This window comes from Desulfocurvibacter africanus subsp. africanus DSM 2603 (genome assembly GCF_000422545.1).
Lineage (GTDB): Bacteria > Desulfobacterota > Desulfovibrionia > Desulfovibrionales > Desulfovibrionaceae > Desulfocurvibacter > Desulfocurvibacter africanus.
Window position 1 is genome coordinate 20061 of the sequence record NZ_AULZ01000001.1, and the last position, 19071, is coordinate 39131.

General features: G+C 61.0%; 17 protein-coding genes. 7 read left to right on the forward strand and 10 right to left on the reverse strand.

The features are described 5' to 3' along the window. Nucleotides 1–179: 179 nt before the first annotated feature. The 7 genes from acs to H585_RS0100120 all read left to right on the forward strand — a co-directional run bounded on the left by acs (nucleotide 180) and on the right by H585_RS0100120 (nucleotide 7945). The gene (gene acs / locus H585_RS0100090; protein WP_014258531.1) at nucleotides 180–2171 is read left to right on the forward strand and encodes an acetate--CoA ligase; all 1992 of its coding nucleotides are present in this window, start codon (nucleotides 180–182) and stop codon (nucleotides 2169–2171) included. 196 nt (nucleotides 2172–2367) lie between these two features. Beyond that, complete coding sequence (locus H585_RS0100095; RefSeq protein WP_244432445.1) at nucleotides 2368–2814, forward strand: hypothetical protein; 447 nt, start codon at nucleotides 2368–2370, stop codon at nucleotides 2812–2814. Between the two features lie 312 nt (nucleotides 2815–3126). Then, nucleotides 3127–4095, forward strand: coding sequence for a tetratricopeptide repeat protein (locus H585_RS0100100; protein ID WP_027366254.1), 969 nt, complete (start codon nucleotides 3127–3129; stop codon nucleotides 4093–4095). Nucleotides 4096–4290: 195 nt separating this feature from the next. Then, a complete protein-coding gene (locus tag H585_RS0100105) occupies nucleotides 4291–5595 on the forward strand; it encodes an alkaline phosphatase family protein (RefSeq protein WP_027366255.1) in 1305 nt (434 codons plus the stop codon). Nucleotides 5596–5671: 76 nt separating this feature from the next. Continuing rightward, nucleotides 5672–5953, forward strand: coding sequence for a hypothetical protein (locus tag H585_RS0100110; RefSeq protein ID WP_005988223.1), 282 nt, complete (start codon nucleotides 5672–5674; stop codon nucleotides 5951–5953). A 16-nt stretch (nucleotides 5954–5969) separates the two neighbouring features. Next, nucleotides 5970–6968 (forward strand): Lcl C-terminal domain-containing protein, encoded by a 999-nt coding sequence (locus H585_RS0100115; RefSeq protein ID WP_027366256.1) that lies wholly within the window; start codon nucleotides 5970–5972, stop codon nucleotides 6966–6968. A 419-nt stretch (nucleotides 6969–7387) separates the two neighbouring features. Then, a complete protein-coding gene (locus H585_RS0100120) occupies nucleotides 7388–7945 on the forward strand; it encodes a YeeE/YedE thiosulfate transporter family protein (protein ID WP_027366257.1) in 558 nt (185 codons plus the stop codon). A 283-nt stretch (nucleotides 7946–8228) separates the two neighbouring features. Here H585_RS0100120 and H585_RS0100125 read toward each other — a convergent pair whose 3' ends face one another. From H585_RS0100125 to H585_RS0100165, 10 genes are all read right to left on the reverse strand, one after another. Further along, entirely contained in the window at nucleotides 8229–8948 is a 720-nt protein-coding gene (locus tag H585_RS0100125; RefSeq protein ID WP_027366258.1) for an ABC transporter ATP-binding protein, read from the reverse strand. After that, complete coding sequence (livM, locus tag H585_RS0100130) at nucleotides 8948–10171, reverse strand: high-affinity branched-chain amino acid ABC transporter permease LivM (RefSeq protein ID WP_014258539.1); 1224 nt, start codon at nucleotides 10169–10171, stop codon at nucleotides 8948–8950. Before livM ends, H585_RS0100125 begins: the two co-directional genes overlap by 1 nt. After that, nucleotides 10155–11072 carry a branched-chain amino acid ABC transporter permease gene (locus H585_RS0100135; RefSeq protein ID WP_005988228.1) on the reverse strand — a complete coding sequence of 306 codons (918 nt, stop codon included), beginning with the start codon at nucleotides 11070–11072 and terminating at the stop codon, nucleotides 10155–10157. Before H585_RS0100135 ends, livM begins: the two co-directional genes overlap by 17 nt. 88 nt (nucleotides 11073–11160) lie before the next feature. Next, nucleotides 11161–12288, reverse strand: coding sequence for a branched-chain amino acid ABC transporter substrate-binding protein (locus H585_RS0100140; RefSeq protein WP_027366259.1), 1128 nt, complete (start codon nucleotides 12286–12288; stop codon nucleotides 11161–11163). A gap of 21 nt (nucleotides 12289–12309) precedes the next feature. Further along, nucleotides 12310–13065, reverse strand: coding sequence for an ABC transporter ATP-binding protein (locus H585_RS0100145; protein ID WP_027366260.1), 756 nt, complete (start codon nucleotides 13063–13065; stop codon nucleotides 12310–12312). Between the two features lie 10 nt (nucleotides 13066–13075). Then, on the reverse strand, nucleotides 13076–13429 hold the full coding sequence (locus tag H585_RS22970) for a hypothetical protein (protein WP_138708152.1): 354 nt from the start codon (nucleotides 13427–13429) through the stop codon (nucleotides 13076–13078). Between the two features lie 89 nt (nucleotides 13430–13518). Next, nucleotides 13519–14214 carry a hypothetical protein gene (locus tag H585_RS0100150; RefSeq protein ID WP_027366261.1) on the reverse strand — a complete coding sequence of 232 codons (696 nt, stop codon included), beginning with the start codon at nucleotides 14212–14214 and terminating at the stop codon, nucleotides 13519–13521. 17 nt (nucleotides 14215–14231) lie between these two features. Next, nucleotides 14232–15485 carry a quinone-interacting membrane-bound oxidoreductase complex subunit QmoC gene (qmoC, locus tag H585_RS0100155; protein WP_027366262.1) on the reverse strand — a complete coding sequence of 418 codons (1254 nt, stop codon included), beginning with the start codon at nucleotides 15483–15485 and terminating at the stop codon, nucleotides 14232–14234. A gap of 13 nt (nucleotides 15486–15498) precedes the next feature. Further along, nucleotides 15499–17805, reverse strand: a complete 2307-nt coding sequence (locus H585_RS0100160; RefSeq protein ID WP_027366263.1) for a hydrogenase iron-sulfur subunit — start codon at nucleotides 17803–17805, stop codon at nucleotides 15499–15501. A 6-nt stretch (nucleotides 17806–17811) separates the two neighbouring features. Then, entirely contained in the window at nucleotides 17812–19053 is a 1242-nt protein-coding gene (locus H585_RS0100165; RefSeq protein ID WP_027366264.1) for a CoB--CoM heterodisulfide reductase iron-sulfur subunit A family protein, read from the reverse strand. Nucleotides 19054–19071 lie beyond the last annotated feature (18 nt).

Consider the following 19071-nt stretch of genomic DNA (forward strand, 5'->3'; position numbering starts at 1 on the left):
TCACATCCCGGATTCCTGCCGTTTACCAAAAAACGTGTGCAAACGGAACGGATTCTCCTATAGCTGATAGACGCGAGAGGCATTCCGGGGGGTTACGCGCCAAAGGCCGCTCCGTAGCCGAATCAGGCCGCCCTCTTTCATTTTCCTGCGACTCATACAAGCCCAAGCGAGGTCCAGCCATGAACAAACAGAGCAGCATCGAGAGCCTGCAGCAAGAAGGGCAATCCTTCCAGCCCCCGCAGGAAGGCCGCGGGCAAGCCTACATTAAATCCATGGAAGAATACGAGCGCGCATACGCCCGCGCGGCCGAAGACCCGGAAGGCTTCTGGGCCGACAGGGCCAAGGAGCTGATTACCTGGGACGCGCCCTGGGACAAGGTCCTGCAGTACGATTACAACAAGCCCGAGATCAACTGGTTCAAGGGCGGCAAGCTCAACGTGGCGGCCAACTGCCTCGACCGTCACCTGACCGACGGCCGGCGCAACAAGGCGGCCATCATCTGGCAGGGCGAGCCCGAGGACGAGGTCAAGGTCTATACCTACCAGATGCTGCACACCGAGGTCTGCCGCTTCGCCAACGTGCTCAAGTCCATGGGCGTGAAAAAGGGCGACCGCGTGGCCGTCTACATGCCCATGATCCCCGAGCTGGCCGTGGCCCTGCTGGCCTGCGCGCGCATCGGCGCCACGCACTCGGTGGTTTTCGCCGGCTTCTCGGCCCACAGCCTGCAGAACCGCATCCAGGACTGCCAGGCCAAGGTGCTGGTCACGGCCGACGCCGTGATTCGCGCTGGGCGCACCATCCCCCTCAAGCCCAATGCCGACGAGGCGCTCAAAGGCTGCCCAAGCGTGGAGCAAGTCGCGGTCGTGCGCCGCGCAGGCAACGACGTGACCATGGTCGAGGGCCGCGACCACTGGTGGCATGAACTCATGGCCGGCGAGTCCATTTCGGACAAGTGCGCTTATGAAGTCATGGATTCCGAGGACCCGCTGTTCATCCTGTACACATCCGGCTCCACGGGCAAGCCCAAGGGCGTGGTGCACACCCAAGGCGGCTATCTGACCTACGCCGCGCACAGCACCCAATGGGTCTTCGACGTCAAGGATGACGACGTGTACTGGTGCACGGCGGACATCGGCTGGATCACGGGCCACAGCTACATTTTGTACGGACCGCTGGCCCTGGGCGCCACGAGCTTCATGTTCGAGGGCGTGCCGAGCTACCCTGGCCCAGACCGTTTCTGGAAGCTCGTGCAGAAATTCAAGGTGAATATCTTCTACACCGCGCCCACGGTCATCCGCGCGCTCATGCGCGAGGGCGAGGAGTGGCCGGCCAAGTACGACCTGTCCTCCCTGCGCGTGCTGGGCAGCGTCGGCGAGCCCATCAACCCCGAAGCCTGGCTGTGGTACCACAAGCACATCGGCGGCGGCCGGCTGCCCGTGCTGGACACCTGGTGGCAGACAGAGACCGGCGGCATCATGATCTCGGCCCTGCCCTACGCCACGCCCCTCAAGCCAGGCTCGGCCACCAGGGGCCTGCCCGGCGTGCATGCGGCCATCGTGGACTCGGAAGGCAAGGACGTGGGTCCCAACCAGGGCGGCCACCTGGTCATCAAAAAGCCCTGGCCCGGCATGCTGCGCGGCGTGTTCGGCGACCCAGAGCGCTTCAAGAAGAACTACTTCGAGCGCTTCAAGGGCATGTACGAGTCCGGCGACGGCGCACGCACCGATGATGACGGCTACTTCTGGATCATGGGCCGCCTGGACGACGTGCTCAACGTCTCGGGCCACCGCCTGGGCACGGCCGAGATAGAGTCCGCCCTCGTGTCGCACCCGGCCGTGGCCGAGGCGGCGGTGGTGGGCATGCCGCATGCGGTCAAGGGCGAAACCATCTACGCATACGTGTCCCTGCGTACGGGCATCGACCCCAGCGACGAGCTGCGCAAGGAGCTCAAGGGCCACGTGCGCAAGGAAATCGGCCCCATCGCCGCGCCCGAGTTCATCCAGTTCGCCGACGGTCTGCCCAAGACCAGGAGCGGCAAAATCATGCGCCGCGTGCTGCGCAAGATCGCGGCCGGCTCCACCAGCATGGAGGACTTCGGCGATACCTCCACCCTGGCCGATCCGACGGTCATCTCCGACCTCATCGAAGGCAAGCTGGCGCTGGTCAAATAGGCTCCGGACATCAAGCATATCTAATTGCGTCAAGCGGCTTCCCCCTGTTTGCAGGGGGAAGCCGCTTTTTCTTTCCGCCCTCCCCTGGTTTTCCGCCAAACCGGCTCGGAAGCCGATAGCCATATGCGTGCGGCGTATCAGCCCACTCAATCGACTTTTCCATTATATCTAATGGCACCACGCCCGGAGCTGTCTTATGCTGAGTTTCATTTTTAATCGCAGGGGGGAAGCCATGTCGCACTTGATACGATCAATCACCAAAACCATGCTGGCAGCAGGCGCTTGCGCCATGCTCGGCGGAGGCATTCTTCAATATACCGGATTGCTGCCGCAAGAGTTGCAATTCGTGAGTCCGGTCCATGCGGAAATAGGCGACAGCCTGCTCCCAGTACAAGAACCGATCAAGCGCAGACCGCCGGACCAGGACGCGATTCAGTATTGGTATGATCAGGAGACGGCAAAAGAGCAGGCCCGCAACGAACGTAACCTGCGGAAGATCGACCTGCGTTTCCAGGAGCAGTGGCCCGGTACAGGCGATGAACGCCAGCGATCGTACGACAGGGCGCGCCAGCGGGAGATGGATCGATACGAGCGGGAACAACGCGAACTGGAGAGAGAATATAAGCAGAAATTCGCGCGTTAGCAGGTCGAGCCGGACTCAGCGGATTTCACGTGCCTCATGGGTCGGCGCTCAGCTCCGGCCCTATGCTGCTGCACCCTGACCGGAGTGACCGGACACAGGACTCTGCTCCAGCCCTGCAGATCGTCTCTTGCATAGGGCGTTGCGAACCTAGTTTAACGCACTTGCAGCCTTACAGTATATCCCTGGGCCAGTGTATCCATGTGAACCAGCTTGCGTAGGATATCTGCGCGGCTGGGCTCAACGATTTTCGTGTTTATTGATATTGATTTGTCGGTCATCATGCATGTATGGTTCGCCTCACAAGGATATCTTATGTCGACCCCGAAATTGTCAGGCATTGCCATTACTCCGCCCAAGGAGCCCATGATCGGCGTGTTTTCATCCGAAAGGATAACGCGTGTCGGCTTCGGCGCGACATCGTCCAAGGTCAAGGAAACCATCTACTATCTTGTGCGTGAGCTTGAAGACGGCGACTACGAAACCCAGCCCATGAACTCCAACTGGCTGCCCATAGGCATCAAGGCCGTCATCGGCAAGGAACAGCTCCTGAAGCAGTATATGCCGGAGCCGGAGCTGTACGCCAAGAACGTGCTTCCCCAACTCTCGGCACTGCGCAAGGCCCTGGCCTGGGGCGACAAGTACCGCCAGCAGAACAACTACTTCTCGGCCGAAATGGAGTACACCAAGGCTCTTAACCTGGACGAGGATAACATCAGGGCTACCTTCGGCATCGGCATCTGCTTCATTGAACGCAATGACATGGAGAAGGCCGTGAAGGTCTTCCAGAAGCTCATGGCCATGGAAGCGACCTACGCCGCCGAACACAAGCATATGTTCAACGAATTCGGCATCGCCCTGCGCAAGGGCAAGATGTACGACCAGGCCATCGAATACTACGAGCGCGCCGTGGTCCTCGCCCCGGATGACGAGAACCTGCACTTCAATATCGCACGCGCCGCCTTCCATAAGGATGATGTGCGCAAGGTCTACCGGCACGTTTCCGCATGCCTGAAGATCAACCCTGCCCATGAAAATGCCTTGCAGGTCAAAGCCTATCTTGACCGCAAGGTCGGCCGGAATGTCTCCGCGGTGTTGCAGGAGGCTCCGGAAGAAATTTCAGGCGTCGGCATTCCAGAGCAGGCCGTTCCGGATCAAGGCAAGCGGTCCGACTCCAGCGCCAACCCGCTTTTTTCGCCCGGCGCAAAAAAAGGCGACTCCGGCGCGAACCCTTACCAGCCTGCGGTTACGCTTACCACGCGCCAACCACAGAAAAAGAAATAGCATCCGGCCCAGTCACGGTAAGGCTATTAATCTTTGCCTGCGTGCGACAGCGCCTTTACCAACCTGATCTTTGCATGCACCTAAACGGTCTGAGCCAGCTTCCGACTGACGAGCAGTTGCCAGCCCTTAATGTCTGTACATGGACCGTGGCCAGTAGGCCCACAGTTCATCTCGATATCCCGAACTGGTTCCAATATGACGCCACGCACACGCCTCGTAGTTCTAGGCCTCGACGGACTCGCCCTGCCTTTAGCGCGACGTCTCTGTGAACTGACCGATCTCCCGGCGCTGGCCTCCTTGGTCCATGACTCCCGCGCCATGCAAGTGGCCTCCGAACTGCCCGAACTCTCGCCCGTCAACTGGACATCCTTCTTCACTGCCTGCGGACCCGGAGAGCACGGCGTGTACGGCTTCACGCGCCTGGACCCGGCGAGTTACGCGCTCTCAATCACCGATTCGAGCCACGTGTGCGCGCCAACCATTTTCGACCGTTTGAGCAGCCAAGGGCTTGTTTCCAAGGTGCTCAATCTGCCCAACACCTACCCGGCCAAGCCCTTGCGCGGCATGCTCGTGGCCGGCTTCGTGGCGCCGGAGTTGTCCCGCGCCGTGCATCCGCCAGTGCTCGCGGCCATTCTCGCCCGCCAGGGCTATATACTCGAAGCAGAAACTGCCCGCGGCCGCGCCGAGCCCGATCTGCTTCTGGATGGTTTGACGCGCAGCCTCGTCTCGCGCCAAGCGGCCCTGGATCTGCTCTGGGGCGGTCTGGACTTCGACCTCTTCGTCTACGTGCTGACCGAGACGGACCGGCTTTTCCATTTCTTTCTCGATGCGGTGCTCGACCCATCCCACTGGCTGCACGACAGATGCATGAAGCTTTTGCGCCTGTGGGATACCGCCGTGGCCGATGCGCTTGAACGCTATGACGCCTTGCCCGAGCCCAAGCGGCTCGTTGTCCTGGCCGACCACGGCTTCGCGCCGCTCATCACCGAGGTGGACGTCAACGCCTGGCTCATGTGCGCCGGATTCCTGCGTCTGCTGCCAGGCAGCGATCATTCCGAGAGCGGCCAGTGGGACGCAACGCGCATCGCACCCGAGTCACGCGCCTTTGCCCTGGACCCTGGGCGCATCTACCTGCATGATCGCGAGCGCTTCGGCCGGGGCCTGCTTAATCGGCGCGAGGCCTTGGCCCTGCGCGAGGATATCCGCCAGGGCCTGCTTGAACTGCGCTTCGAGGGCCAGCCGGTGCTGGAGGCCGTACACCGGGGCGAGGAACTGTACCAAGGCCCCCAGGCACACCATGCGCCGGATCTGGTCTGCGTTGGCCATCCCGGATTCGACCTCAAGGCCAAGTTCGACCGCCGGGAGATTTTCGGACTATTCGGTCGCACGGGCACGCATACCACGCGCGACGCAATCTTCTGGGACAGTCAGGGATCGCATCCCGCTCTGTTGCGCGATACGGGCAAGCTGGTCCTGAATCATTTCGCTCTGAAAACGTGACGCGATTACTGTTCGGTGATGACAAATAGACCCTTTTACTCTATAGAATGACGCTGATAACCATAGGAGCGTCGCCATGCAGAAGACCGTCAGCGCCTACCTCGACCACTTTCATTTCGACTTCGACAATGCGGGCGCCATTGTAACCCTCTCACCCACGGCTCCCGACGGCCTCAAGCATCTCTTTACCCGATTGTGCGCAACGCAGCCCACTGAAACCGCCATCTGCCTGTATGAAGGTCTGGCTGCCATTGCATGCGCGGATGAGTGCACGCCTTTGACCTTCGATCCCGAAATTTGTCCCGCCAATTTCATGCAGGAGCTCACGGTCGAACTTGAGCGCATGGCTTGGGACTAGCTCGATAAGGACACGCGTGGGCAGGCACTATCTTTGGACCGGCTTGGCGAAATGCTGGGATGCTACGGGACGACCCGTGGACTGCGCCGGCTCAGGCCAAGACGCTGAGTTTCGGCCGGGTTGCCCCTGGCCCGAGCCGCGTTTCAAGACCCAAGGCGAGCTGGTTCTCGACCTGGCAACCGGCCTGACCTGGACACGCAACGCCAATCCATTGAACTTCCCGGCGACCTGGAGCGAGGCCCTGGAATTCGTGCGGCTCATGAACGCCGAGTCAGCCCATGGGCACGCAGACTGGCGCATGCCCAATCGCCGCGAGTTGCGCAGCCTGGTCAGCCACGCGGCGCGCAAGCCGGCCCTGCCCGCGGATCATCCCTTCCAGAGCGTGTTCTTGGGCTGGTACTGGACCTGCACTACTTCGGCCATGGCGCCCGCCTATGCCTGGTATGTGCACATGGAAGGCGGGCGCATGTTCTACGGCCGCAAGGACCAGTACTGCCTGCTGTGGCCCGTGCGCGGCGATAGCCCAGTGCTGCCGGCTACGGGCCAGATGGCCTGCTACGATGACCTGGGTCTTGAAGTGGCTTGCACAGGCAGCTTGCAGGATGGCGAACTGCGCGCGGGCGTGGCATGGCCCTCGCCGCGCTATACGCTACTCGATGGTGCCGTGCGCGACGTGTTGACCGGCCTCGTATGGACCCGTTCAGCCGATATTGCCGGAAAATACCTCACGTGGCAGGCAGCCTTGGACCTTGCGGTGGATATCTCGGCCCGCGACGGCCTGCCGTGGCGGCTGCCCAGCATAAACGAGCTGGAAAGTCTCGTGGATGCATCGAGCCACTCCCCTGCCCTTCCCGACGGCCACCCGTTCCAGCATGTGCCCGAGGCCTGCTGGTCCTCCACCACCAGTTTCTTCGAGCCGGACTGGGCCTATTGTCTCTATCTGCATAAAGGCGCGGTGGGCGTGGGCTACAAGCCCAATCCCGAGTTCGCGGTCTGGCTCGTTCGGGACGAATAGGCCATTTCACACAAGATCTGGGAAGGGGTTTGCCTGCCAGAGCGGCTCGCTCCTTCCCAGGCTCCTCCCACCAGGGGAATGATTCCCTTGCCCCCATTTTCATCGGCATACTGTTTAAAGCAGATTGCTTTTAAGACGCCCGCTCCGGCGTTGACGGCGCAATTGAATTGCGCCTACGCCTACGCGGCGGCAAGCCATGCCGACGCATGGCTTGCAGAGCATTTTCAAAAGCAAAATGCTCTAAGCCCGTGGCATCCGCCTTCTATCTTTCTGTAAGGTGACCATCGGGCGTCACTCCCTCATGCCCGGCTTGCCGTCGACCTGTTTTCCATGGACGCATAGCGCGAAACAGGTGATATGTGATAGTAGCCACGGCAATGCCGCTGGTGCGTTGTCATCCGAATGAACGGGGTAGCCTCATGATTGAACGTATCCGCAACAACCGACGCCTGCAGCTCCTGCTGGGGTTGCTGGTGGGCATATGTTTCGGTTTTCTGCTGCAGCGTGCTGGCATTACCCGCTATGAGCGGCTGCTGGGGCAGCTTCTGCTGCAGGATTGGACCGTGGCCAAAGTCCTGCTGACGGCAGTTCTCACCGGCATGCTCGGCACGCATCTTCTCGCTCGCTTCGGCATCGTGCGCATCAAGGAAAAGCAAGGCGCATGGGGAGCCACGGCCATGGGAGGACTTATCTTCGGCGTGGGTTTCGGCCTGCTTGGCTACTGCCCGGGGACCATGGCCGGCGCAGTGGGACAAGGCAGCCTGGATGCCCTCGTAGGCGGCGTGCCCGGCATGCTCCTGGGCAGCTGGGCTTATACCGTGTCTTACGACCGCCTCAACCGGACCGTGCTGCAACGAGGACCGTTCCGACACAACAAGCTGCAACAGCTGCTTGGGTGGGACGATTGGCGCACGATCTTTTTCGTCAGCACGCTCATCCTGGCCTTTCTGCTCACGCTTGAAGCTGTCGGATGGTAACGCCGCGACTGCACGACACAGTAAGCGAGTTATTCGCCCTTTCGCTCCAGCTTCGCCGTATCAAGGGTGACTTACAATTCACGAGACTGAATGGCCAAACAACAGACCCCGCCAGGTTGCTACTGGCGGGGTCTGTTGTGGAAATCTGCCAAAGAACAGCGCTAGCTCAAGCAATTGCCAATAAGAATGAGGGAGGCAGGGGAATTATTTCCTTGCTGGGAGGGTCTGGGGAGGAGCGAGCCGCTCTGGCAGGCAAAGCCCTTCCCAGCTCTTTCGCAAGCGCCTATTCGCCCAGGTAAGCCGCGCGGATGGCGGGGTTATCCAGCAGAGCCGCGGCCTCGCCCTCCATGACAACCTTGCCCGTCTCCAGCACATAGCCACGGCTGGCCATGCGCAGAGCCACATTGGCGTTCTGCTCCACAAGCATGATGGTCGTGCCCTGCTGCTTGTTGATATCTTCCACGATGCGGAAGATGCGCTGCACGATGAGCGGGGCAAGGCCCAAGGAAGGCTCGTCGAGCAGCAGCAGCTTGGGACGGCCCATGAGCGCGCGGCCGATGGCCAGCATCTGCTGCTCGCCGCCCGACAAGGTGCCGCCGGGCTGGCGGCGGCGTTCCCGCAGCACGGGGAACAGCTCGAAGATGTGCTCCATGTCGCGGCTGATGCCGGCCTTATCCTTGCGGAAAAAGGCGCCCATCTCGAGGTTCTCCTCCACGGTCAGCCGCGGAAAAATGCGCCGGCCTTCCGGCACCTGGCACAGGCCCATGGGAGCGAGCTTGGCCGAAGCCAAATTGAGGATGGAATGGCCTTCGTAGAGGACATCGCCACCGGAGGCCTTGATGACGTTGCAGATGGTCATGAGCGTGGTGGACTTGCCCGCGCCGTTGCCGCCGATGATGGTCACGACCTCGCCGGGAAAGGCCTTGAGCGATATGCCCTTGAGGGCCTGGATATTGCCGTAGTGGGCGCTTACGTTGCGCAGTTCCAGGATCGGTTCGGCCATTATTCCGCCTCCTCGGACCTGCGGCCCATGCGTTTGGCCGGCCACAATCCCGCGGGACGCACGAGCATCATGAGCGTCATGGCGCCGCCAAAGGCCAGCATGCGGTACAGCTCGAAGCCTCGGAAGACCTCGGGCAGAGCTACGAGGGCCAGAGCGCCCAGGATGACGCCTGGGATGGAGCCTAAGCCGCCAAGGACCACCATGGCCAGCACCATGGCCGACTCGAGGAAGGTGAAGCTCTCGGGGCTCACGAAGCGCATGCGCGCGGCGAAGAAGGCCCCGGCCAGACCGCCGAACACCGCGCCCATGGCGTAGGCCAGCAGCTTGAGCAGAAACGTGTTCACGCCCATGAGCTCGGCGGCCGTCTCGTCCTCGCGGATGGCCTCCCAGGCCCGGCCGATTCGCGAAAAATTGAGCCTATGCACGGCCACGATGGTGAACACGGCCAGGAACAGCACCACATAATAAAGATACTGCAGCTTGCGCAGGGAAATGAATTCGAAGCCCAGGCCGTCCTCGAAATCCGGCACGATCATGCTCGGGGCCTCGATGCCCAGGATGCCGTTGGGTCCGTTGGTCAATTCCATCCAGTTGTTCAGGATGATGCGGATGATTTCGCCGAAGCCCAGTGTAACGATGGCCAGGTAATCGCCGCGCATGCGCAAAGTGGGATAGCCGATGATGCAACCTGCCAGACTGGCCAGCATGGCAGCGATGGGCAGGCAAAGCCAGAAAGGCACTCCGTAGTGCACGGACAACAGCGCATAAGTATAAGCGCCTACTCCGTAGAAAGCGATGTAGCCCAGGTCCAGCAGTCCGGCCAGTCCCACGACCACATTAAGTCCCAGGCCAAGGCAGACGTACACGAGCACGCTGACGGCCACATCCTGAGCATAGCGGCCGGTGAACTGCGGGTAGGCCAGGGCAACAGCCAGGGCCAGCAGGATCCAAACCGGCTTGGGAATGAGGCTGGCCGCGCTTTGCCCGGATTCCCTCACCTTCGCCAGAGGGCGCGTAATGTAATTGAACGCGCCGGCTTTATTAAGCTGCCGCAGGCCCACGAATATGGTCGCGGCCACAGCTACGCGAATCCAGACCTGGAAACTCTTGTCAAAGGTCAAGGTGCCGTCGGCATGGATGCCCAGGAGCGGCCAGAGGAGCAGGAAGAACCAGGCCAGCCCCACGGCCAGGAACAGCCAGGGCCGGCTAAACGCGGGTATCATCGACGTTCTCCCCCATGATGCCGGTGGGCATGAAGTAGAGCACGGCAATGAGGATGATGAAGGCGAAGACGTCCTTGTACTCGCCGCCGTGCGGAATATATGCCGCGGCCATGATCTCGACCATGCCGATGATGAACCCGCCGAGCATGGCGCCCGTGATATTGCCGACGCCGCCCAGCACCGCGGCCGCGAAGGCCTTGATGCCCGGAACGAAGCCCATGTCGTAGCGCACGCTGCCGTAATACAGGCCAACCAAGATGCCGGCTGCCGCGGCCAGAGCCGCGCCGATGGCGAAGGTCAGAGCAATGATGCGGTTGGAGTCGATGCCTACCAGGGCGGACATGACCTTGTCCTGGGCCGTCGCGCGCATGGCCTTGCCGATGTTGGTGCGAAAGACCAGCGCATTGAGCGCCACCAGGAGGATTGCCGTAAGCCCCAGGATGAGCACCTGCATGAGCGAGATGCGCACATTGCCGAAATCCCACCCTCCCGCCGTGAAGCCTATCGGATAGGCCTTGTCATACACGCCCTGGGTGAGCATGAGACCGTTCTGCAGAAAAATCGACATGCCCAAGGCCGACAGGAGCACGGCAAGCCGCGATGACTGGCGCAACGGCTTGTAGGCGATTTTCTCCACGGCCATGGCCAGCATGGCGCAGTAGCCCATGGTCAGAAGCAGCGCTATGCCCAGCCCCAGCCAGGGATGAGTGTCCATAATGCCGTGGGCGGCCAGGAACGAGAGCAGGATGACGCCCACGTACCCACCGGCGGCGAAAAATTCGCCATGGGCGAAGTTGATGAGCTGGATGATGCCGTAGACCATGGTGTAGCCTAGAGCCACCAGCGCGTAGACCCCGCCCAGGGTGATGCCGTTGACGAACTGCTGGATGAAGAAATCCATTGGAGTCCAGGGTGTTGAGGGGGAACGCCGGAGCGTTCCCCCAGTCTATCCGCGTCAAGTCAACCCGCGCCCAAGCGCGAGTCGCAACCTACATGGTCTTGCCGGTCGACGGATTCCAGAAGGGCACGAACTTGCCGCCCTGGACCTTGAAGATGACATAATCGGAGCCGGAATCGCCGTTTTCCTTGAACTTGAGCTGCTTGGATGCACCCTTGAGGTTCAGCTTCATGATCTCGGCCTTGACCTTCTCGGCATCCGTGGAGCCGGCCTGCTTGATGGCCGTCAGCAGCACATAGGCTGAGTCATAAGAGTAGGCTGAGTAAGCGCCCGGCTCGCCGCTGATCTTCTTGTAGGCATTGTAGAACTTCTTGTACTCGGGAGTGGCCTTGTCCGTGTAGCCGAAGGTCAGGTACGCGCCCTCGGCGGCATCCTTGGCGATCTCCATGAGCTGCGGATGATATACCGCGTCCTGGCCTATGAAGGCGGCCTTGATGCCCATGCGCTTGGCCTGGATCATCATGAGCGCGCCGGAGGAGGAGTTCTGCAGGCTGATGTAGAAAGCGTCGGGGTTGGCCTGCTTGACCTTGGTCAGCACGGCGGAGAAATCCTTGTCGCCCTGGTTCACGTGGTCGTGAGCCACGACCTTGATGCCGTTCTTGTCCGCGTTGTTGGCAACCTCAGTGGCAAGGCCCTGTGAGTAGGTGGTCTTGTCGTCAACGATGAACACGGTCTTGGCCTTGAGGAATTCCTTCATGAACTTGACGCCGGCCGGGCCCTGATCGTCATCACGGCCGCATATGCGGAACATGTAGGGCAGGCCGCGCTCGGTGACCTTGGGGCTCGTGGAGGCCGGGGTGATCATGATGATGTCCTCCTCGGCCAAGGCCTCGGAAGCGGGAATGGTGGCGCTGGAGCAGTAGGCGCCGACAGCGCCGACAACGCCCTCGTTGATGAGCTTGTTGGCGGCTGCCACGGCCTGGCGCGGATCGCAAGCAGTGTCTTCGGCGAAAAGCTCGATCTTGTCATAACCAGGGATGCCGCCCTCGGCCTGCATGACCGCGATGGCCGCGCGGGTGCCGTTGGCGATATCGTTGCCATCAGCCGCGTAGGGGCCGGTCAGCGGGCTCAGACTGCCGATCTTGAGCGTCTTTGCCGTGGCCGTGCCGGCGCACAGAAGCAAGGCGACGGTCGTGATTGTTGCAAGGATCCTTCGCATGCTAGCACCTCCCGATGATTGTTATTGCCCGAGATAGGCTTCGATCACTTTGGGGTCGCAACGCACGTCGCCGGGCGTGCCCTGGCAAATCAGCTCGCCATGGTCCAGGACAACCAGCCGGTGGCACAAGCCCATGACGACCTTCATGTCATGCTCGACCATGAGCACGTTGATCCCGGACTCGGCAATGCGGTTGATGAGCGCCATGAGCTGCGTGCTTTCCACCGGATTCAACCCGGCGGCGGGCTCGTCGAGCAGGATTGTCTTGGGCTCCGAGCCCAGGGCCCTGGCGATCTCCAGGCGGCGCTGCAAGCCGTAAGGCAGGTTGCGGGCCACTGTATCGGCCTTGTCGGCCATGCCCACGAACTCCAGGGCGGCCATGGCTTTCTCCTGGATGCGCCGCTCCTCGCGGCGCTGAGACGGAAGGCGCAGAACGGCGCTTACAACGCCAGCCTTGGTACGGCTGTGCTGCGCGACCATTACGTTCTCCAGGGCCGTCATGGCCGTGAACAGGCGAATATTCTGGAAGGTCCTGGCTATGCCGCGCTTCAGCCGCTGATATGGACGCAGACCGCTGAGCGAATCGCCGTCATAAGCCACCGTGCCTCCGGAGGTACGGTAGACGCCGGTAATGACGTTGAAGATGGTTGTCTTGCCTGCCCCGTTGGGGCCGATGAGACCGAGAATTTCGCCGGGCTTCAACTCAAAGGATACATTCGAGAGAGCCTGAAGCCCTCCAAAATGTACATTGACGTCTTCAAGACAGAGGTGTGCCATAGGACCAACTTTATAATCGAAAAATATGACAAAAATCAAGCAATTCTGTCGCTTGATCATTTTTGGCAAATTTTCTCGGTGAATCTAAATCGCGTTCACAAGTATGTTGCGACAAAACGCAACGACACGCGCCGAGCCTGTTCGTCGCCTTCACATCGCCACTTTCAGCAATAGCGCATTTGCCAAAATGGTTTAGAGCATTTTGCTTTTGAAAATGCTCTGCAAGCCATGCGTCGGCATGGCTTGCCGCCCCGCAGGCGTAGGCGGAATGTAATTCCGCCGTCAACGCCGAAGGGAGCGTCTGAAATGCAAAATGCTTTAAAGAGGCCTTGAGGCATGTTCTCGGATGCGGAAAATTGGACATGATTCGGCCATAAGGCATTTCGGCCTGAAAAAAGCCCCGGTCCGTCAGACGGGCCGGGGCTTGCACAAACAACGATCAAAGGATTCGGTCTACCACTTGCTGTCGCTGAAGGGGTCGGAGCCGAAACCGAAGGTATCGGCGGGAGCGCCGCCGGTCTCGGGAGCGCCAGCGCCCGGAGCTTCGCCCGCGGCAGCAGCGCCACCGGCGGTGGGAGCCGACTTGAGGATGGAGATGATGCTCGACTTGACCTTGTCGATCTCGCCGGCCAGGTCGGTCACGACCTTGTTCAGCTCGGTAACCTTGGCTTCGGAGGCCACGAAGACCTTCTCGCCCTCGTTCTTGGAGCTGGCTTCAAGCTTATCGGCCTTGGCCTTGTACTCGGCCAAGGACTTCTCGCTCAGGCCCAGCTTGGCGCTGGTCTCGGCCAGGGCCTTTTCCAGCTCGGCGATCTTGGCGCCCTGCTCGGCGACAGTCTTGCGATACTCCACCAGCTTGGCGAACACGGCATCCACTTCGGCCTGCGCCTTGGTGGGCAACTCCTGGACGGAGACCTGATCACCCAAACCGGCAACCTCGCCGGCGCTCATCTTCACGAGCTCGGGATGCTGCTCGTAGATGTAGGCCTTGGAGATTGCGGCGGCAAAAGGCTCGAACTCAGCGTCGATGTCCTTCTTGGTCATGAACCCAAGCATCTCAGCCACGTTGCGCTTCTGGGCATCCTTGTTTTCGCCCTTGATGCACGCGGTGAAGACGGACATGGGGAAGGTCTTTCTCGCTTCAGCCATGGTAGAATCCTCCTTACTTAAACGACAAATATTTTTTCTTCTCTCGATTGCATCGCAATACGGCCGGTCTTACGCGCATAGACAAGGGCCGCGGTCCTGTACACGAGGTGCCCGAGCTTGGACCAGGGCAGATAGACAAAGAGCATGAACACGCTGACCAGATGCAGATAGTACATGGGATAAGCCAGCGTAGGGACATTGGCCAAGCGCAACAGTTGGCTGAAAATACCGGTCAAACCCACGGCCCAGATGACGCCGAGCAGGTACCAGTCGTAGAAGCTGGAGCCGTGCTTGGAAGGATCCTGATTCAGGCGACGCTTGGTCAGCACGGTCAGGCCGAACAGGAGCATGATGGCGCCCACGTTGGCCATAATCTTCACCGGGCTCCACAAGGGCATGGGCGTATGGCCGATGGGCGCGATAAACGGGATTATCTTGCCTCCCCAGTGAGTGACCGCCACGATGGAAGTGACGATCGCCAGTATCACAAAGGACCAGAACAGCGTGAAGTGGCCGGTGAAGCGGTGCTTGTCGGACTCGGTATCTCCGCACTGCTTCCACTTGGCGTGCGTGGCCACCTGCCCGAAAAGCACGTCCTTGATGGCGTCGATCCAACTCACCTGTCCATGCTCGCCCACGACGAAGGTCTTGGGCGTGGTGTCCTGGAAGCCCTTGATGAGCTTCATGACGCCCTTATAGAAGATAAAGGCCACGAAGAGCGCCACCAAACCGAAGACAGGGTCGATGGTGAAGTCGCCGGGGAAGAGGCCGCCGTACTTCACGGCTCCCGCGACTCCTTCGGGGGCCAGCACGAAATGCCCTCCCTCCTCCACGAAAAGCGGGAAGAAGGAACCCAACTGCCCGGCGCGGATGATCCAGATGAGCAGGTAGATGGCCGCCGGGATGGCTATGAGGATGGGCAGGTACTTGGACGAGCTCATCCACTTGCCGACGACGGTCGGCTCCACGAGGTTACGGTAGGCCATGTTGCGCATGGCCGCCATGAGATCGCCCGGCTTGGCCCCACGCGGGCACAGGTCGGAGCAGGTCCCGCAGTTGTGGCAGAGCCAGATGTCGATGTCGTTGACCAGCCGGTCCTTGAGACCCCACTGCGCCCAGACCATCTCCTTGCGGGGATAGGGGTTCTCGGCGGGAGCCAGAGGGCAGGCTACGCTGCAGGTGGCGCACTGATAACACTTCTTCAGCGCGTCTCCGCCCACTGACTGGAGTTCTTGGACGAACTGGAGGTCGGCCTTGATCACGTTCGCCATGATGCGTTCCCTCCTAGTAGCCCTTGAACGGGTTCGGCCCGATCTTCAGGATATAATTGATGAAGTTATCGATGAGCGTCGGCACGCGGTCGTACTCGTCGATAGCGAGTTGCTCCTGGACCACGCGCTCGGGCTCCACGCCCAGACGCTTGAGCGAGTCGGCGATGTTGACCATGCGCCGATTGCACAACTCCGAACCCTTGACGAAGTGGCACTGGTAGTCGTCGCCGAACTTGCAGCCCAGCAACATGACACCGTCAGTACCCTTGGACATGGCGTCGGCGATCCAGATGGAGTTGACCGAGCCCAGGCAGCGCACCGGGATGAAGCGCACGTAGGGGCTCCAGCGAAGTCCGCGCATGGCGGCCATGTCGATGGCCGGATAGGCGTCGTTCTCGCAGACCAGGATCAGCACGCGAGGACCACCCTTCTTCATGTCGGGCGGAATCTCCATCTGCTTGATCATGGAGCCGATCATGTCGACATTGTAGTTGTCGAAGCTGATGACACGCTCGGGGCAGGCGCCCATGCACGTGCCGCAGCGGCGGCAGCGCGACGGGTTGGGCTGCGGCGTTCCCTTTTCGTCGTCGTCCAGCACGCCGAAGGGACACTCCTCGGTGCAGCGTTTGCACTGGGTGCAGCGCACGAAGTTGAACTTCGGATACGACGAGTCGCCCGAACGCGGGTGCACGGCCATGCCGCGGTTCGCCGACACAAGGCACTGGATGGCTTTGAGAGTCGCGCCGTTGGCATCGTCCTCGGAGCGGGCCATCAGCATGGGCTGACGAACCGTGCCGGCGGCGTAGATGCCCGTACGGCGGGTCTCGTACGGGAAGCAGATGTAGTTGGAATCCGCGAAGCCGTCGAAGAGCACCAGGTCGGGCAGGGCCGGACCCTGGCGGTACTGGAGGTTCAGCACGGGATCCATGGCCGTGGTGGGCACCATGCCCGTGGGCAGGACCACCAGATCGGCGGGAACCTCGATGTCGCTGCCAAGCAGGGTATCGCGGGCCTTGACCGTCAGCTGGCCGCCGGCCATGCCGATCTCGTAGACCGTGCCCTTGGCCAGCATGACGCCGGACTCGTCCTGGGCGGCCTTGTAGTAACGCTCATTGATGCCGGGGACCATCATGTGATCGTAGAAGACGTAAGCCACGGCATCCTTGCTGAACTCGCGCACGTAGCGGGCCTGCTTCAGCGCGGTCAGGGTGCTGACCTCGTTGCTGAAGGGCATGTGCCTGATGCTTTCCAGCTTCTCGAAGACGAAACCCTCGGCTTTTTCTTCCTTGGGCTGATCCTTCGAATCGGTCGCTTCACCAACAGGCTCCGGATTCTTGATCTTCTCGCGCCACTCGGCGGCCTTGGCAAGAGCCTCGTCGAGCATGGCTTCCAGGCTGAGCACGAAAACCACGTTGCGCGCGGGCTGGCCATCGCTGGGCCGCACGATCTTGCCAGCCTTGGCCATCTCCTCCAACTGCATGGTGGTGATGATGTCCTTGGACTTGCCGTAGCCGAGCGGAGCCAGGAGGTTGGGATCGAGGGGCTTGAAGCCGGTGGCCAACACCACGGAGCCAACCGGGAAGGCTTCGCCGTTGGCCAGCTTGGCTTCGTACTTGCCGGGCGCGCCCTTGAGCTCGACCAGGGACGTACCCGTATGGATGGTGATCTTGGGATGAGCCTTGACCGCGGCGATCTTCAGGTCGATGCCAGTGTCGTGAGCGTCCGTGTATGGGTAGGCCAGCGGGACGGTCTTGTACAGCTTGGCTGCGTAACCGCCCAGCACCTGCTCTTTTTCCACCAGGACCACGTTGTAGTCCAGAGCGGCGGCATTGAGCGCGGACGTCAGTCCGGTCCAGCCACCGCCCAGCACGAGGATGGTGCGCACCGACTCGATGACCTGCGGATCGGACATGCCCATCTTGGTCAGCTTGGTCACGCCCATCTTCACGTAATCCTGGGCCATGAGCCTGAGATCCTCGGGAATCGCTCCGGCTTGCGGAAGCGTTCCATCGGGGTTCTTGTAGCACATGACGCACTGCTCGCGCAGGTTGACGCGGTCAACCAGCACACCGGGCCCAAAGTCGAAGATGTCCCAGTCCACGCGCGGCGAAGTGCCGCAAACGCACACGGTGTCGATTGCGCCCGAATCGAGATCCGCCTGGATGAGTTCGCGTCCCGCCTGGCTGTTCAGGCGCGGATGGATCTTCACTACCGGAGTGAGATCCCCGAACTGATTCTTTACGTACGTCGACAGACCCTCAAGGTCGAGGTACTGCCCGACGCTTGATTGATCAAAGTAGACTCCAATTTTCTGCGGCATTGGACGCTACCTCCCTACCACGGTTTGGATGGCCTTGAGCGCGGCGCCGGTAGCCGACTGGGCCGACTTCATGACGTCGAGGGGCACCTTGGCGCAGCCTGCGGCGAATATGCCCTGCTCGGCGCCGCCGATGATGAAGCCCTCTTCGTCCTTAGGCAAATCGAAGGGCAGGCCTTCAACGGCAAGGCTCGGCTGCATGCCCGTAGCCAGGACAACGAGGTCGTAAGCGTCCTGGGCCTTGATGCCGGTGATGGCGTTTTCGACAGTGACCAGCACCTTGCCGCCGGCAGTATCCTCGACCGCGGCGACCTTGCCCTTGACCGTCGTGACGTTGGGGCTCGACAGAACACGCTTCAGGAACGTCTCGTAGCGGCCCGGAGTGCGCAAGTCGATGTAGTAAATGGTAATGCGCGCATCGGGATACTGGTCGAGCAGGTAGCAGGCCTGCTTGAGGCTGGCCATGCAGCAGATGTAGGAGCAGTAGTTCAGATGATTTTCGTCACGCGATCCGGCGCACTGGACAAACGCCACGGACTTGGGCGCATTGCCGTCCGAGGGGCGCACGATCTTGCCGCCGGTCGGGCCGTTGGGCGAGGCAAGGCGCTCCATCTGCATGTTGCTGATGGCGTCCTTGATCTTGCCCCCGCCAAGGTTGGTCAGGTTCTTGAGGTCATAAGGCTTCCAGCCGGTCGCCACGATGATGGAGCCCACGTCGAGCTCGATCTCCTTGGCCGTCTCTTCCAAGTTGATGTACTCGTTGCCGGCAAGCTTCTTGAGATCCTCGGGCGTGGCTGCATCCTTGTCCAGCACATAGCGGTGCGGGAAAGCGAAGGGCACATCCATGTAAAGGGGCTTGCGGGTCGCCAGGCCGAACTCGAAGGGGTTCTCCACCGTTGCGGACAGCTCTCCGGCGGCTTCGGTCAGGCTGCTGCCGTTAGGCTGCACATAGCGGGGCTTGATACGCACCTTGACTTTGTAGTCGCCCTTGGCGCCGTTGACGGACACGACCTCGGCCAGCGTGAAGACCTTGACCTTGTCCTTGGCCTTCTTCAGGCGTTGGAACTGGATCTCGAGGCCGCACGAAGGAGGACACAGCTTGGGGAAATACTTATAGAGCTGCATCACCCGCCCGCCGAGAAATGGGCTTTTCTCGATAAGGAAAACCTCATGACCCATTTCGGCGGCCTCTAAGGCGGAGGTGATTCCAGCGAACCCTCCTCCAATGACCAGTATACTTTTACTTGACATGTGAAGTCCTCCTCGAAT